This is a genomic window from Gillisia sp. Hel_I_86 (assembly GCF_007827275.1).
GTDB lineage: Bacteria > Bacteroidota > Bacteroidia > Flavobacteriales > Flavobacteriaceae > Gillisia.
The window spans coordinates 3,719,656-3,737,093 of record NZ_VISE01000001.1 but is presented as its reverse complement, the minus strand read 5'-3'; the positions used below and the strand labels follow the sequence as shown (position 1 = coordinate 3,737,093).

The following is a 17,438-nucleotide window of genomic DNA, read 5'->3' as shown; positions in this document are numbered from 1 at the left end:
TATTTGCATCCTGACCCAATTTTCATGAAAAATAAGTTTATAGTTTTATTATCCCTGTTTGCCCTTGCAAGCTGTTCCACTCGAAACGAAATTGTTTATTTTCAGGGAGCTGAACAACTCGAAAACATGAAGGGTGCCGCAGAATTTGAACCAGTTTTTGAGATTAATGATATCATTCACATAAAAGTAACTTCCTTAAATCCAGAAGTTGTTCAACCCTTTCAAATGCAAACTGGAGGTCAGTCTTCAGGAAGTGGAGGAGGTGGTGGTGGGCGGCAAAACTCATCTTTAATGGGATATTTAGTTGATATAGATGGCAATATTCAATTTCCCGTTTTGGGAAAAATCAAAGTTGCCGGAAAAAGCAGAAGTGAGCTGGAAACTTTTTTAACTGACAGGATACATGCGTATGTAAAAGATGCTGTAGTAGCTGTAAGACTATTAAATTTTAGAGTTATTGTCTTGGGCGAGGCAGGATCTCAGACTATAGTTGATGTAGAAAATGAGAGAATGAGTGTGCCCGAATTATTTGGCAGTGTAGGTGGTATAACTTATGACGGAATAAGAAATAATATTTTAATTATACGCGAAGTTGACGGAGTTAAATCTATTGGAAGGATAGATATGACAAAAGCAGATGTTTTTAAAAGCCCTTATTACTATTTAAGACAAAATGACATAGTATATGTAGAACCAACATATCGCAAGGTTAAATCAGCTGGATTTATTACGAGTTATACGGGTTTAATTTCTCTTGCCACTACGATTTTTGGAATAATTGTTCTCATTACCAGATAATAATAAATGGAAGAATTACAAGATTTTACTGAAGAAAAAGAATCTAATTTTGATTTAAAAGGAGAACTATATAAGTATTTAGGATATTGGAAATGGTTGGTTTTTGGTCTTCTACTAGGGGGTGTAATAGCTTTTCTGTTTAATAGATATACAATTCCTAAATATCGTTCAGAATCATCCATGATGATTATAAAAGATAGCGAAAATAATATTGCTAATGCACTTCCATCAGGTGGTAGCTCAATTTTAACTATCGGTCAAAATACTTTGGACAATCAAATTGTTACACTTAAATCCAAAAGATTGGTGGAAAAAGTTGTAGATGAATTAGATCATAATATTTCATATTTTGTTGAAGGTAATGTTATTACAACGGAGGCATATGAATCCAGCGCAATTGTTATCAATTTTATTACACAAGATTCTATTGTAAATACTCAAAAGGAGGATTTGTTCATAACACCAATATCCGACACTAAGTTTAAAATATTTAATGGTACAGATAGTTTTTTAGAACAGCATATATTTGGGGAAATAATTACCTATAAAAATTTAAAATTTTCAATCCTACCCCGGAAATCTTATATGGGTACTAAGTTTAGGAATGTTAAAACTACTCACATTAGGATTAGACCAGTTGTAGATGTAGCTGAAAATTACATTCAAAATTTAATTATTGGACCAAAGGGAAAGGCCTTGGATATATTGTCTTTATCCTTAATTCAAAATGAGAGCGCAAGATCCAGGGATTTTTTAAATAATTTGATGTTTCAGTTCAATCAAGACGGGGTTACTGATAAGAGTCAAGTTGCAAAAAACACTACTGAATTTATTCAAAATAGATTAGAATTAATCACGACTGAGTTGGATTCTGTAGAAGGAGGGATGGCCAGCTTTAAACGAAACAATCAGATCATGGATGTATATTCTGGAGCACAGCAATATATGGCTAAATCTTCCCAGGCAGAAAAGGAAATATTTACTATTGAAACTCAATTATTATTGGTTAATTCTATAGCAGACATACTTAGAGCAAAAGGCAATTATGAATTGTTGCCTGTGAATTTAGGAATTCAGGATGGTGGTATCTCAAGTTTGATTTCTGCTTATAATTCTTTGATTTTAGAACGGAATAAACTTCTAGTGTCATCAACTACTGAGCATCCAGCTGTCAAAAATTTGACAGATCAAATTGACGATTTAAAAAACAGCCTCTTCGAAAATTTAAAAAATAGTGAAAATTCTTTGAAAATTCAGAAGCAGGAATTAGAGCAATTAGGAACAACTTCTGATAATAAATTTAGCTCTTTTCCCGGAATGGAAAAGGGGATGCGGGGCATAGAACGCCAACAACAAATTAAGGAACAATTATATTTGTTTCTTTTGCAACGTCGTGAAGAGGCCGCCATAGCCTTTGCGGTTACCTCTCCCGTGGCCAAGGTTATAGACCCGGCGTATACAGATGCTAAGCCGGTAGATCCAGCTCCTTGGTTAATATTAGTTGGAGGTTTTTTAGTTGGACTAATCTTACCAATTATTGTTCTTTTCATCAAATTCATGCTGGATACCAAGGTGCATCATAAGGGGGATCTTGAGCTATTAATTAAAAATATTCCATTTCTGGGTGAAGTGCCTAAAATTGCCGAAAATCAAGATGAAGTCATTCAATTAAATGACAGATCTCCCTTAGCAGAATCTTTCAGGATTTTGAGAACCAATTTGGCTTATTTGTTAAAACCAAAACCAAATAATAATGGCGAAATAATTTTTGTCACCTCCACTATAAAGGGAGAGGGTAAAACTTTCATCTCTTATAACTTATCAAGAACGTTGGCTACAACCAATAAAAAGGTGATCATTATTGGTGCCGATATTAGAAACCCTAAATTACATAGGTATATTGATTTACCAATGGAAACCAAAGGTCTATCTGATTATCTTTATAATTATGATATAATTACAACAGATATCATAAATGAATCCATGGATAAGCATGTTAAGGTTGATTTAATCCTATCCGGGTCTATTCCTCCAAACCCTGCAGAGCTATTTATGAGCGAACGTATGGAACTTTTGCTTGATGATTTGTCTAAAATTTATGATTTTGTAATTGTAGACACTGCACCCACAATGATTGTGACAGATACCTTATTGATAAGTCCATTGGCAGACACAATTTTATATATTACTAGGGCTGGTTATACTGAAAAGAAACTATTGGAATTTCCAAAAGAATTAAAACAGCAAGGTAAGCTTAAAGGATTAGCCGTAATTCTTAATGATGTGGATTATTCTAAATTTTCATATGGATCAAAATATAGCTATAATTATGGTTATGGCTACGGCTATGGTGCAAATGAAGAGACGAGATGGAAAAGGATCAAGAAAAAAGTATTGAAAAAATAATAGTTTAAAACTGTTCTCTGGTTTTAGTAATTACTTCCTTTACTAGGTGGAGGTGTTTTTTCTCTAAATTAATAGTCTTTAGCTTTTCAATATGTTGGACTCTATGCGTATCGCTACCAATAAAATCTATCATTCCATCCTCTAGAAGTTTATATGCGAATTTTTGCATATTGTTTCCGTAATGCGGAGTGAGGGACAAAGTATTTAACTGGAATAAGCAGCCCCTGTTTTTTAATTCCTCATATTTAGATAGGTCCTTGGCATGATAAAAGGCATATCTCTCAGGATGTGCTAAAACAGGTTTATAGCCACTGGTCTGAAGTTTAAACAAAATCTCGTTTAGGTTTATTGGGGGTTGAAAATAGGACATTTCCACTAGAACCATATTTTCCCTGAGACATAGGAGTTTCTCGGTTTTCATTAGATCCAAGAAACTTTGATCCATCATATATTCTGCAGCATACCGAATTTCAGTGCTTTTTAATTTTTCATTTTCACTAATTCCTTTCTTTAAAAGACCTAGTGCGGTATTTATCGTTTCTGGAGTGTTGGGATAATAATCGTTCATTATATGCGGTGTCGCAATAAACTTAGTGATCCCTATTTCCTCAAACCCCTCTAAAAGAGATATAGAATCTTCTGCATTTTGAGCTCCATCATCAATACCGGGTAAAATATGGTTATGTATATCGGTAATTCCTTGTAAATGGTCTATTAAAAATTCTTTTTTTCTAAAAAAGGAAATCATAAAGTTCAATTAGTTCGCATAAAATTACATATTTTTATCGCTAAAATAGGATGCTGAACATCTTTACCCTTATTTAAATTTTATATGAAGCTCTTTTTGACCTTTCTGCTTATTTTAAGCTATTTTCATGTACTTCAGGCTCAACAAATAAAATATGAAGGTTTCGGTTCTTTAACGGGGCTTGCATATTCTCAAGAAGAATCTCCTTTTTGGATTCATAGCAATCAACGGGGGAGAATAGATGAATCAAGTAATGTTTCAGCTTTTTTTAGCGGTAAGGCTACCTACCAGTTTTCACGACATGCTAGGTTAGAATTAGGAGCAGGAGGCCTTTTTCATGATGGGTATTCCGAAAAACTGCAATTGGATGAATCTTATATAATGCTAGAGAATTATTGGTTAAAAGCATATGTAGGAAGAAAACAAAAAGAATTGTTATACGATGGGCTTAGCGCAAGCAATCAGAATATTCTTTGGTCGTTAAATGCCCGACCCTTATTTGGAATTAGTTTGTACCTAAAAAACCCTATTTCTATAAGTAAAAAGGCAGGTTTAAGTATTGATGCTACTTGGGAGGAGTTTATAACCGATGATGAGAGATATGTTGAAAACACTAAGATTCATCATAAAAGTTTCCATGTGATTTTTAATAAAATAAAGAATTTTGAAATAAAGGCAGGACTTCAGCATTTTGTTCAATGGGGAGGGGATGCACCAGGTTTCGGGAAATTGCCAGAGAATTTTGGGGATTATATAAACGTCTTTATCGCAAAAGAAGGGAATAACAATGTGGGAGGCCAGGAAGCAAATGCCCTAGGAAATCACCTAGGGAGCTACGAGGTTTACATTAATACTTTGGTAAATGACTACAAAGTGGAAATTTTATACAATCACCTGTTCGAAGATGGATCCGGTAGGGTTTTGAGAAATACTCCTGATGGACGCTATGGTGTTTTTATTAAAAGCCCAAATTCAGGGAATCTTGTTAATTCATTGATGTATGAATTTTATTATACCAGGGATCAAAGTGACGAGGATATAACCTCAGATGGAAATGATAATTATTTCAATAATAATTTATATAGATCTGGTTGGACCTATGAAAGCAGAATTCTAGGGGTGCCATTTATTACACTAGACGATAATAGATTCAGGATCAGTAACAATAAAATTATTGTTCATCATATTGGAATTTCCGGAGTGGTAGGAGAGTTGCCTTATAAATTTCTGACTAGTTATAGAAATAACTATGGGGCAAAAGGTGCAAATTTTAAAAAAAATACAATTTTATCGACCTACTTGGATTTGAAAGTGTGGCAGGACACGTTTGATGTCAACCTTCAATTAGGTGCAGACCTTAATTCCATAGCTGCTCCAAATTTTGGAGCTGGAGTACAAATAAGCAAAAAATTCTTATAATCCCTCATTGAGGGGTTCATTCCACCTTGTTTTCGATTTATATCTTAACCTCTTCTTTCATTTATAATTGAAGGCCCTTTGTCATGACTACTTTTATAGGGTTCAATTTTTTGAAAAGATCGTTGTGGCTTTCCAACGATTATATTGCAACGATCAATTTTCGAACACCGAAATAGAATTGGTTATATGCAAGAATAATCGAAAATCATGGAGGTAAAATTTGGGTGATTTTAATTGTTAAATGAGGGAAGTTCATTTAACAATTAAAAAGCAAATTTAGTATATTTGAGACACCCCAACAAAAACAACCCTATGACCCCTATACTTAATTTCCTGGTTGAATATAATGAATATGATATATTTTTAACCAAAGCAGCATCCGCTGAAGGAAAACTTGCAAAAGATGTGCAGATGGTCAAAGAGGGCTACCAAGTTTTAAAAAGCATTAAACGGTCTAAATCCACTGGGCATATACCAATGATTATACTAAGCACTTCCCCTGCTGGAAAGGATATTGATAAATGTTATGAAAATAGTAAGAATTGTTTTATCCCTAAACCTATGGATGCAGAGGATTTTTCTAGAGGTATGGCATCTAAAGAAAATTTATGGCTTACATCGGTTCAACTCCCTTTTAATAAATACGTTATCTATGGCTTATAGCACAGGAGTTTTGGACATATTGATCGTCGTAGAAAATATTGGGGATTATATTCTTATTGAAGGATATTTAAGCGCAGAACATGTTGAAATTAAACCCACGAGGGCATCAACTTTAAAAGAGGCTACTTTAGAGTTAAACACAAAACATAATTTTAAAATAATCCTTTTAGACCTCTCCTTACAAGATGCAGAAGCTAATGAAATTGTGGTTAAAAAATTGGTAGCTTTAGCTCCCAACACCCCCATAATTGTTCTCATAGATGATGCTAGTAAAGAATTTGGTGCAAAAACATTCTCTCTAGGAATTTCAGATTATCTGTTAAAGGAAGATTTAACTTCTTCTCAACTGGCAAAAAGTATTTTTTATAGTATAGAGCGTAAAAACATTGATCTTAAATTAAATGAATCTGAAAGAAAATATAAGGCCTTATTTGATTTTAGCCCATTGCCTATGTGGGTATTGGACAAACATACCTTGGAATTTTTAAATGTGAACGAGGCTGCCGTTGCATTGTATGGATACTCAAAAAAGGAATTTTTAGCAATGAATGTTCGGGATCTTTGGACCAAGGATATACAAGAAGAAATTGAAACTGCTTGGCAAAAAAACTATCACGATAAATTTGGGGCAAAAGTCAAACATCTTAAAAAGAATGGGGAACTCATCCATGTGGAAATTAGAAGCAACCCAATAGATTTTGATGGGAGAAAAGCACGTGTTACCCAAGCCAAAGATATTACAGGTCAATTGGTTGCCGAGCAGGCTTTAAAATGTAGCGAAAAACGCTTTAGGTCGCTCGTGCAGGATGCTTCAGATTTAATGATAATTATGGATTTTAAAGGTAAATTATCTTACGTAAGCCCTTCCTCTCTACAAATGACCGGTATTTCCGATCTGGAAATGATCCAAAATAATTTTTTTCATTACATACACGAAAATGATTTAGAGAGTGTAAAAGAGCACATACTAAAACTAAAGAAGAATAAACGAATACAAATTCCTTCCTATAGAATTAAAACTTCTAATGATAAATGGCGTTATATTGAGACTATTGTAACCAATCTAAACGATGATCCTTCTGTGCGCGGTCTGGTTGCCAATTCCAGGGACATAACAGAATTTATTAAACAAGAAAAGAAATTGGTACGTAGCCTAAAACGCTATGATATTGTTGCCAAAGCTACAAGTGACACTATAACAGATTATGATGTTGGAAACGATAAAATGTACTATAATAAAGGAATAAAAAGCGTTTTTGGCTATTCCAAGAATGAAATTGAGAATAATGGTCGTTGGTGGAACGATAAATTGCATCCAGAGGATAAAGAGCACGTTAATAAATGTTCTAAAAAAATCAAAAAATTGAAATCTGGTCACATTCAAATTGAATATAGGTTTTAATGTGCAGATGGTAATTATAAACATATTTTAGATAGAAGTTACTTGCTAAAAGATGATGAAGGAGACACTGTTAGAATTATTGGAGCCATGCAGGATATTACCGAGATCCAAAATTATATTAAGACTATAGAAGACCATAATGACAGATTAAAAGATATTGCTTGGACCCATTCCCATGTGGTTCGTACTCCTTTGGCAAGAATTATGGGCTTGGTGGAGCTTATTCAACTCTATCCCAATATCGATGAACAATCTCAATTGCTGGAACATATTGATACCTCTGCCAAAGAATTGGATGGAATTATCCGAAATATCACAAATAAAATAGAAGATGTTACTTTAAACCCTCGCTAATGCTAAAAGTATTGATAATAGATGATGATGATATTGTAACATTGGTTCAGGGAAAACTGCTCCAAAACTGCAATGTTGCCAAGGATCCCTTAAAATTTAAACGAGCTTCCGACGCTTTGGAATATTTGAATTCTGCCTCCCATGAAAATCATTATTTGTTGTTGTTGGATATTAATATGCCCATGATGAATGGTTGGCAATTTCTTGAAGCGATCGAAGAAATGGCGGTAAAGGAGAATATTTATGTTTTTATGGTTACTTCTTCCATAGATTATAATGATAAAGAAAAGGCAAAAAACTACGCTAAGATCATCAATTTTATTGAAAAGCCCATAACTGCCAAAAATTGCGAGCAAATCAAAGAGCTGCCAATTCTAAAACGCTTTTTTGAGCATCCAAATTAGACATCCATTTCGGTAGGGTTGCCATTATTTATTTTCTCTTCGGCCCAGTCTTTTTCTTCACTATCTGCTTCTTCTGGCTTATCCTGAAAATATTCAGCCCTTGGTTCGTAGTTCAATTTAATATACATCGGGAAATGATCTGAGCCAATATTTCGTAATCGTGCAAGTTCAACCAGGGTAAAATCTGAAGTATGAAAAACATGATCTAGCGGCCATCTTAAAAAGAAATAACCTGTGTGGAATGTGTTGTAAAATCCCCTTCCCATTCGTGGATCCATCAATCCACTTATTTTCTGGAATAATTTTGTGGTTCGAGACCAAGCAACATCATTTAAATCTCCTAGTACCAATACTGTTTCTTGATCCTTTTTCACATCCCGGCCTACAAATAATAGTTCAGCATCACGATTTGTAGAAGTGAGGTCTTCCGTAGGGCTGGGAGGTTTGGGATGTAGGCAATGAATTTTTACTGGATGTCCATTTGGTAAAATCACATGCCCATGGATAGAAGGGATTTCATCATCAATAATATATTTAACCTTTATGTTTTTCAATTCCAGTTTAGAATACAAATGCATTCCGTATAAATTATCCATCGGGATCTTTTTGGAATATTTATAATCATCTTCAAGAACTTCTAGCTCAGATTCCCATTTTTTATCGGTTTCTAAAGTGAGCAAAATATCTGGATTTCTGGATTCAACCAGATTTATCAATTTATCATAGCTGGTGTTGGTGGTAAGCACATTGCTTACCAAGAGGGAAATATGGTTTTTGGAATCGTTGCCATTAAAAGATTCCACCTTCTTTTTTGCAAATGGAGTGTACGGGTATATTCTCACCAGTTGATAAAACAAACTGAATATTAAAAGGATTAGCAATGCTATTTCCCAAAAGCTATCAAAACTAAAAATCAAGATAAATGCTATAATTTCTCCTATTAACAAAAAGCTGATCTGTATCCTAGGGAAGTCAAAACCTCGAACCCACCATTGATCAAATCTGGTAATAGAAGCCAAGGTTGGGATGAACAAAACAATTCCCAATACAAAAACCATAATTTCATGCACTTCCATAAATAAGTAGAGCTTCTTTTAATTAGTTGGCAATTTAAGCTTTCTTTTAAAACTGAAAATTTAAAGCTAATCCTTGTGAGGCGAACTTATATTCCCCCTGGTTAAAACTGGCGGTTGGATAAATTTGAAGGTTTTTGTTCCCTTTCTTATGCAATTCTGGAATTAAAATTCCAGCTGCTGCGCCCACACCATACCCAATTAAATTATCTGTAAGAAAATGTTTTCCGGCCTTTATGCGCATGTATCCAACTAAGGCGGGAACAGCCGCTCCCACACCCCAAACAAAAGGTTTAAGCGGCGAATCTGGGTTAAAATCATTGAACACCTTGGCCGCGAAAAAAGAAGCAGCAGCGGTTGCAGCGGTATGCCCTGCAAAAAAAGAGCGCTGCTCATCGCTGTCAATTCTTTTTTCTGTCTCTAAAGATTCATTGTAAACCAAGGGCCTACTTTTTTCAACTAGTCCCGCAGTAATTGTGAATAATGCTCCTGTGGTGGCCATTGTTTCCACAAAAAGAACAGAAATTTGTCCTGCATTTCCACGTTCATTTTCATTTAATAAAAGGGCAAAGGGCATCACAAAAGAGGCATAAAATGGAATGTAACTATCTTCATTCGCTTGTTCAGAATAATATCCTGCAGCCCAACGATCTATTCCCCAAATATCGTCTTTGGAGAGTTTGTTTAAATCTGTTAAACTGAGGTTATCTTTTTCTTGAATTATTTTCACTCCTAAGACGTTTAGACCAACTGTAGAGGCGATCCAAATTCCATCCTTTACAAAATTGGTCTCATATGGTGAATCTTTTTTCTCTTGTGAGAAACCAGAAAAAGTAAGAAAACAAACAACTATAAGTAGAAACGCATTTTTTATCATTTTCATTTTTTTTTTCAAATCTCATATTTCTTTAACAAAAGGGGAAAAGGTTTAAGAAAAGTATAACATCAAAAATTCAATTTCAATTTAATCTTATCGACTACCCCGAGAGGGAAGACTATAAAATCCAATTTGAATTAACAAAAGTTTAGTTCCTGTTCACATCGGTATAACTTCATCGTACGCTTAAAATTCGTTAACTTTAAAATATGAAAAAGAAGGTTGAAAACATTCGTAGCGGTTTCATTTTTAAGAAATTCGAAGAGAAAAATATTAGTCCTTTCGATAAGCTGTTCGAAATCTTTAAAGAATTGATCACACACACTTCTGGAGATTTTGATGAGGCAATAGATTGGCTTAGAAAATTGGACGAAGAATATAAACTTACCACCAGTGAATATACAATTGACGACTTTATCGAAGATCTTAAGAAAAAGGGCTATATCCGTGAAGAGATAAAACCAGATGGTAAAGGAGGAATGGGAATTACAGCCAAGACCGAAAGAGCCATTAGGCAGCAAGCTTTAAATCAAATCTTCGGAAAAATCAAGCGAAGTGGATCCGGGAATCATTCTACGAAATATCAAGGTTTGGGGGATGAGCATACAGGCGAATTCAAGGAATTCCATTATGGCGATTCCTTGGATAGGATATCTATGACAGAAAGTTTAAAAAATGCCCAGATCAACCATGGTGCCGGGGAATTTAAAATGACGGAAGATGACTTGGTGGTTGAGGAAACGCACCATAAATCGCAAATGAGTACGGTTCTCATGATAGATATAAGTCATAGTATGATTCTATACGGAGAAGATAGGATTACTCCCGCCAAAAAAGTAGCCATGGCTTTGGCAGAACTTATTACCACTCGGTACCCTAAAGACACTCTGGATATATTGGTTTTCGGGAATGACGCTTGGGCGATTTCCATTGGAGAACTACCTTATTTAAATGTGGGACCGTATCATACCAATACTGTGGCAGGCTTGCAATTGGCAATGGATCTTTTAAGGCGTAAAAGAAACACGAACAAGCAAATATTTATGATCACCGATGGGAAGCCGAGCTGCGTACGGGAACGCGATGGCACTTATTATAAAAATAGTGTGGGGCTTGATCCCTATATAGTTGAAAAGTGCTATAATGCTGCCGCTCAGGCTAGAAAATTACATATTCCAATCACTACTTTTATGATAGCCCAAGATCCTTATTTGGAAAGGTTTGTAAGGGAGTTTACCCAAGCCAATCATGGAAAAGCATTTTTCACCGGACTCAAAGGTCTAGGAGAAATGATATTTGAAGATTATGAAAACAACAGAAAGAAAAAAATAAGGGGCTAATATAATTATCAATAAAAAAACATTGGTTTCTAGGAAGTTCTCGGAACTAAATAATGAGAAATATGAAAATAGAAAATATAAAAACTTTTGGCGAACTGAAGAAATCAGGATACAAAACCAAAGGCATTAAGGAAGAATTACGTCAGAATTTATTGGCAAACATAAAAAATGGAAAAAGCTCTTTCGAGGGAATCCATGGGTATGAACATACAGTGATCCCGGAATTGGAAAGAGCGATACTTTCTAAGCACAATATTAATTTCCTTGGTTTAAGAGGACAGGCAAAAACACGTTTGGCCAGACTTATGGTAAATCTTTTGGATGAATGGATACCTATTGTTGAAGGATCTGAAATTAATGATGATCCTTTTAATCCAATATCCAGATATGCCAAAGAATTAATCAAAGAAAAAGGAGATAAGACTCCAATAAGTTGGGTTGCAAGGGAGGAGCGATTTTTTGAAAAACTGGCAACTCCAGATGTTACCGTAGCAGACCTTATTGGGGATGTAGACCCTATAAAAGCGGCAAACTTAAAATTGAGTTATGCCGATGACCGCGTGATCCACTTTGGAATGATCCCGCGAGCCAACCGAAGTATTTTTGTGATCAATGAATTACCAGATCTACAAGCCAGGATTCAGGTCGCACTTTTTAATATTTTACAAGAAGGAGATATCCAAATTCGAGGATTCAAGTTGAGGTTGCCATTGGATATGCAATTTGTTTTTACGGCAAATCCAGAGGATTACACCAATAGAGGTAGCATTGTTACTCCTTTAAAAGATAGGATTGGCTCTCAAATCTTAACGCATTACCCTCATACTATAGAGGTAGCCAAAACAATCACTCAGCAAGAAGCAAAATTAGATGAGCGCCAAGTTGGTTTAGTACATGTGCCGGAATTGGCCAAAGACCTTTTAGAGCAAATTAGCTTCGAGGCTCGGGAAAGTGAATTTATAGACTCCCGAAGTGGCATTAGTGCAAGATTGAGTATTTCAGCCTTTGAAAACCTTTTAAGTGCAGCAGAACGACGAGCGTTAATAACCGGAGAAGAGAAAACATTACTAAGATTTAGTGACTTTTTAGGTGTTGTTCCTGCAATTACCGGTAAAATAGAATTGGTTTATGAGGGAGAGCAGGAGGGAAGTGCTGTGGTTGCACAAGAATTAATTTCTGATGCAGTGAAATCTTTATTTCCTCTATATTTCCCCAAGATCGAAAAGCTTGAGAAAGTTTCCGAGGATAACCCATACAACGATTTGGTAGAATGGTTTTTCGCAGAAAGCGGATTCGAATTGCTGGACGATCTTTCTGAAAAGGATTATAAAGAACGATTAGATTCTATTCCACCACTAAATGAATTAATAAATAAATATCAATCAGATATTGCTACAGAAGATTCTTATTTTTTAAAGGAATTTGTTTTGTGGGGTCTGGTAGAATATAAGAAACTTAATAAGTATCGATTCACAAAAGGAATCCAGTTTAAGGATCTATACGGCAGCTATATAAGTGGTTTATGACCTTTATTAACTTTATAAGTAGAAGGTAAGTTTTTTAATTAAGTGTTTACTATTAATATGCTTATCCGTTTACACACCTAAAAATAGGTTTTCTCTCCCTGAGCGGAGTCGAAGGGTTAAACAAAGACGTCTCGACTGCGCTCGACGTGACATTTTTAGTTCCATTATGCCATTTAGGCATATTAGCGGATATACATACAATAATATTAATAATTAGAAATGCATATGAGTAAAGATCAAAACATAAAAGCCCAGGAAAAATTTGGGGAAGCTGTTAATACAGGTAATCTCGAAATGATAAGAGAGGTTGTTTCAGAAAAAGTGAAAGATCATGATCCAGCAGATATTCAAGGTCCTGGAGCACAAGGGTTTATAGACTTTTTTAGTATGATGAGATCTGCATTTCCGGATTTTGGGGCAAAGGTGGAACATTTGGTGGCAGATGGCGATAATGTGAGTTTTGCATACACAGCTTCAGGAACACATAAGGGTGAATTTATGGGCGTCTCTCCAACCGGAAAAAAATTCAAGGTTCGAGGAATGCAAATTCGCCGATTCGAAGAGGGGAAACTATTAGAACGGTGGGGAGCAACAGATGAACTTGGAATTTTAAAGCAAATTGGTGTAAAACCCGTAAAATAATAGGTTTTTACTATTGGAAATTTAATTGATTAACTTCTACATTTAAAAAGTCTTGGGATCATTATACGAATCTGATAATTTAAGCTTTTTAAATTATCAGATTCGTAATTTTATAATCGACTAAAAACGAATACCCTAAAATTTATTTTATATAAAATAAAAGCTCTCTAAAAGAACTTTTATGTATACTTTTATAATCAGTTTTTTAGAAAAAATGATTTATAAAAATCTTTCAAATAGTATTTCAACAATTATTCCTGGCACTTCAGGCAATACTGCTATTTATATGTTTTCTATTACCCCTATGGGGTATTATATATAAAACTTCCGCACCAAATTTTCCATTTTATTTTTTTACAATTTTAATAATAATAGCATGAATATAATGAAATTCGGAGGATCTTCATTAGCCTCTCCAAGTAGAATAAAATTAGTTTCAGAAACCGTTCAAAAGAAACTACAAGAAGGTACAAGCCTAGTGGTTTTCTCTGCATTTGGAGGAGTAACAAATGATTTTTTACAAATGGCAGATCTTGCTGCTACCGGTAATTTAGATTATAAGGAAATCCTTCAAAAAAACGAAAAAAGACATTTAGATGCTATTAAGGAACTTATCCCTATTAAAAATCAGAGTGCTATTCTAAGTAAGGTAAAGACAGAATTTAATGGTTTAGAAACATTATATGAAGGAGTCTATTTATTAAATGAACTATCCAATAAAACCAAACATGTAATTGCCAGTTATGGCGAAATATTGTCTTCGCTTATAATTACAGAGTATTTTAAATCTTTAAACATAAATGTAAAATTCGTTGATTCCAGAGATCTTATTGTTTGCAAAAATGAGAACGAAAAGGTGCAGGTTAATTATATAAAGACAAATGCGAATATCCTGAACTATTTTAATAATACTAAAGCCGATCTTTTTGTAGCACCGGGGTTTGTGGCTAATAATGAACAAGGTGTTCCAAGTACATTGGGAAGAGGTGGGTCCGATTTTACCGCGGCTATTTTTGCAGGAGCATTGGATGCCGATAAAGTGTTAATATACACCGATGTTAATGGAATGTATACTGCTAACCCAAGTCTCGTAGCCCATGCATATCCTTTAAAAAACATCTCTTATGAAGAGGCAATGGAATTATCTCATTTTGGGGCCAAGGTTTTATATCCACCCACATTGCAGCCTTTATTAAATAAACAAATAGAGATCCATATAAAGAATACTTTCAAACCTTCTGAAAGTGGTACTATAATATCCAAATCCAGTAAGAAGAATTTTAGATGGGTAACGGGAATAACACATATAGATTCAATAAAACTCCTGAACATTGAGGGTAGTGGAATGGTTGGTATTCCTGGATTTTCAAAAAGACTTTTCGAAGTTCTTTTTCAGGAGAAGATTAATGTAGTTCTAATTACCCAAGCTTCTTCTGAACATAGTATTTGTATAGCTGTAAAAAATGAGGAGGCAATACGAGCAAAGGATGCAATAAATGAGATGTTTGAAGTTGAGATTCAAAACTTCAAGATCAAACCGGTAGAGGTAGAAGATAATGTCGCAATTATAGCCTTGGTAGGAGATAGAATGAAAAGCCATCATGGGTTAAGTGGGAAAATGTTTAGCGCGCTGGGTAATAACAACATTAATATTAGGGCAATTGCACAAGGATCGTCAGAGAGGAATATCTCTGCTGTAATAGCCAAGAAGGACGTTAAAAAGGCCTTAAACACCTTGCATGAACAGTTTTTTGAGGTCCCTTCTAAAGAACTAAATTTATTTATCACCGGAGTTGGAAATGTAGGAGGTAAATTAATAGAACAATTGAAGCAACAAGAAGGATATCTGTTGGAAAAGCTGAGGCTTAAGATCCGTATCCTTGGAATTTCCAATTCCAGAAAAATGTTATTTGCTGAAGACGGAATAGATTTAAATAACTGGCAGAACGAACTCGAAAAGGGACAAACCGCATCTAAAGAAGATTTCTTCGAAAGGGTTAAAGATCTCAATTTACGCAACAGCATCTTTGTTGATAATACAGCAAGCCCGGAGATCGCAGACTGGTATAAACAATATTTGGCAAATTCTATATCTGTAGTCACCTGCAACAAGATCGCTTGTGCAGATGAATTTGTAAATTATCAAAAACTGCAAGATCTCTCCAGGGAATATGGGGCTTCTTTTTTATACGAAACCAATGTGGGGGCAGGTTTGCCAATTATAGATACGTTGAAGAACCTTATGGCATCTGGTGATAGTGTACATAAAATACAGGCCGTTCTTTCTGGAAGTTTAAATTTTGTTTTCAATACCTATAATGCTGAAGAACCATTTTTTAAAACAGTGGAAGCAGCTATGAAGGAAGGGTATACCGAGCCTGATCCAAAAATAGACTTAAGCGGGATAGATGTTTCCAGGAAAATATTGATCCTTGCGAGGGAAAGCGGTTTGGAATTAGAACTTACCGAGATAGAAAACGATAGTTTTTTAACTGAAGCTAGTTTGAAAACAACTACCAATGAAGAATTCTTTGAGGTATTAAAAAAGGATGAACCCCAGTTCAAGGAAATGTATAAAAATGCTTCAGAAAACAACAAACAATTAAAATATGTTGCACAACTGGATAACGGCCATGCCAAGGTAGGCTTACAGGAAGTGGGGCCAGAACATCCCTTTTTTAATCTAAGTGGTAGCGATAATATCGTGCTATTTTATACCAACAGATATAGCGAACAACCGCTTATAGTGAAAGGTGCCGGAGCCGGGGCAGAAGTAACAGCTTCCGGGATTTTTGCAGATATTATAAGAATAGGTAAGAAATAGATATGGAAGAAATTAAAATTTTTGCTCCTGCTACTGTCGCAAACCTTTCTTGTGGATTTGATGTTCTAGGCTGTTGCTTGGATACTATTGGAGACCAGATGATCTTGAAAAAGAATAATCTCAATAAATTAAGAATACTTAGGATTACAGGTCAGGATTTGCCATTAGAAGCAGCAAACAATGTGGCAACAGTGGCGATAATGGCGATCCTGGAAGCTTTGGGTTCTACCCAAGGTTTCGATATTGAAATAGATAAAAACATAAAAGCCGGAAGTGGGATTGGAAGTAGCGCAGCAAGTTCGGCCGGTGCAGTATTTGCCGTTAACAAACTTTTGGGAGAACCTTTCAATTCTAAAGAACTTATAGTATTCGCAATGGAGGGAGAGCGTCTTGCAAGCGGCAACGCCCATGCAGATAATGTGGCTCCCGCTTTAATGGGCGGCTTTAGTTTGGTTAAAAGTTACCACCCATTAGAAGTGCTGTCTTTGCCCTCTCCCCCCGAATTAAGATTTGTCATTTTGCACCCGTTAATAGAATTGAAGACAAAAGACTCCAGAGCGGTAATAAAACAGCAAGTTCAATTGAAAGATGCAATTGGACAATGGGGAAATCTAGCAGCCTTTGTAAGTGGTTTGTATACGGAAGATTATGAATTGATAGGCAGAAGCCTTCAGGATAAGATCATAGAACCAATGCGATCTATACTTATTCCTTATTTTGAAAAACTTAAAACTATTGCATTGGAAAATGGGGCTTTAGGGTTTGGGATCTCAGGTTCCGGTCCATCCATCTTTGCAATGTGCAAAGGAGATGCTATAACAGCAAAGGTTAAGAAGGAAATGCAGTTATTTTATCAGGATAAGGGAATCGAATTTGATTTGCATCACTCAGCGATAAATGAAGCAGGAATAAGAATACTCGAATAAGATGTTTTTAATAAATACACCCATTTTTCGTCACCC

Annotated in this window: 15 protein-coding genes; 12 read left to right on the top strand and 3 right to left on the bottom strand. The window is 35.2% G+C overall.

The features are described 5' to 3' along the window. Window positions 1–24: 24 nt before the first annotated feature. Window positions 25–798: a polysaccharide biosynthesis/export family protein gene (locus JM83_RS16735; protein ID WP_144963247.1), complete on the top strand. Its 774-nt coding sequence runs from the start codon at window positions 25–27 to the stop codon at window positions 796–798. A 6-nt stretch (window positions 799–804) separates the two neighbouring features. Continuing rightward, window positions 805–3,204, top strand: coding sequence for a GumC family protein (locus JM83_RS16730; protein ID WP_144963246.1), 2,400 nt, complete (start codon window positions 805–807; stop codon window positions 3,202–3,204). 4 nt (window positions 3,205–3,208) lie between these two features. Here JM83_RS16730 and JM83_RS16725 read toward each other — a convergent pair whose 3' ends face one another. Next, entirely contained in the window at window positions 3,209–3,952 is a 744-nt protein-coding gene (locus JM83_RS16725) for a tyrosine-protein phosphatase (RefSeq protein ID WP_144963245.1), read from the bottom strand. Between the two features lie 84 nt (window positions 3,953–4,036). Here JM83_RS16725 and JM83_RS16720 point away from each other — a divergent pair, with 84 nt between their 5' ends. The 5 genes from JM83_RS16720 (at window position 4,037) to JM83_RS16705 (ending at window position 8,194) form a co-directional block, all read left to right on the top strand. After that, entirely contained in the window at window positions 4,037–5,371 is a 1,335-nt protein-coding gene (locus JM83_RS16720; RefSeq protein WP_144963244.1) for a capsule assembly Wzi family protein, read from the top strand. A gap of 312 nt (window positions 5,372–5,683) precedes the next feature. Beyond that, entirely contained in the window at window positions 5,684–6,034 is a 351-nt protein-coding gene (locus JM83_RS19220) for a hypothetical protein (protein WP_186435030.1), read from the top strand. Continuing rightward, window positions 6,024–7,436 carry a PAS domain S-box protein gene (locus JM83_RS16715; protein ID WP_186435029.1) on the top strand — a complete coding sequence of 471 codons (1,413 nt, stop codon included), beginning with the start codon at window positions 6,024–6,026 and terminating at the stop codon, window positions 7,434–7,436. Before JM83_RS19220 ends, JM83_RS16715 begins: the two co-directional genes overlap by 11 nt. A gap of 42 nt (window positions 7,437–7,478) precedes the next feature. Next, window positions 7,479–7,790, top strand: a complete 312-nt coding sequence (locus tag JM83_RS16710; RefSeq protein WP_144963242.1) for a histidine kinase dimerization/phospho-acceptor domain-containing protein — start codon at window positions 7,479–7,481, stop codon at window positions 7,788–7,790. Then, the gene (locus JM83_RS16705) at window positions 7,790–8,194 is read left to right on the top strand and encodes a response regulator (RefSeq protein ID WP_144963241.1); all 405 of its coding nucleotides are present in this window, start codon (window positions 7,790–7,792) and stop codon (window positions 8,192–8,194) included. The genes JM83_RS16710 and JM83_RS16705 overlap by 1 nt, the downstream gene beginning before the upstream one ends. Here JM83_RS16705 and JM83_RS16700 read toward each other — a convergent pair. Then, window positions 8,191–9,270 carry an endonuclease/exonuclease/phosphatase family protein gene (locus tag JM83_RS16700; protein WP_144963240.1) on the bottom strand — a complete coding sequence of 360 codons (1,080 nt, stop codon included), beginning with the start codon at window positions 9,268–9,270 and terminating at the stop codon, window positions 8,191–8,193. The genes JM83_RS16705 and JM83_RS16700 overlap by 4 nt on opposite strands. Window positions 9,271–9,316: 46 nt before the next feature. Continuing rightward, complete coding sequence (locus JM83_RS16695; RefSeq protein WP_144963239.1) at window positions 9,317–10,150, bottom strand: phosphatase PAP2 family protein; 834 nt, start codon at window positions 10,148–10,150, stop codon at window positions 9,317–9,319. Window positions 10,151–10,353: 203 nt separating this feature from the next. Between JM83_RS16695 and JM83_RS16690 the strand changes: the two genes are divergently transcribed. The 5 genes from JM83_RS16690 (at window position 10,354) to JM83_RS16670 (ending at window position 17,402) form a co-directional block, all read left to right on the top strand. Further along, window positions 10,354–11,484: a vWA domain-containing protein gene (locus tag JM83_RS16690; protein WP_144963238.1), complete on the top strand. Its 1,131-nt coding sequence runs from the start codon at window positions 10,354–10,356 to the stop codon at window positions 11,482–11,484. 62 nt (window positions 11,485–11,546) lie between these two features. Further along, window positions 11,547–13,010, top strand: a complete 1,464-nt coding sequence (locus JM83_RS16685) for a magnesium chelatase (RefSeq protein WP_144963237.1) — start codon at window positions 11,547–11,549, stop codon at window positions 13,008–13,010. Window positions 13,011–13,235: 225 nt separating this feature from the next. After that, window positions 13,236–13,652, top strand: a complete 417-nt coding sequence (locus tag JM83_RS16680; protein WP_144963236.1) for an ester cyclase — start codon at window positions 13,236–13,238, stop codon at window positions 13,650–13,652. A gap of 376 nt (window positions 13,653–14,028) precedes the next feature. Beyond that, the gene (gene thrA / locus JM83_RS16675; protein ID WP_144963235.1) at window positions 14,029–16,476 is read left to right on the top strand and encodes a bifunctional aspartate kinase/homoserine dehydrogenase I; all 2,448 of its coding nucleotides are present in this window, start codon (window positions 14,029–14,031) and stop codon (window positions 16,474–16,476) included. A 2-nt stretch (window positions 16,477–16,478) separates the two neighbouring features. Then, window positions 16,479–17,402 carry a homoserine kinase gene (locus JM83_RS16670; RefSeq protein WP_144963234.1) on the top strand — a complete coding sequence of 308 codons (924 nt, stop codon included), beginning with the start codon at window positions 16,479–16,481 and terminating at the stop codon, window positions 17,400–17,402. Window positions 17,403–17,438 lie beyond the last annotated feature (36 nt).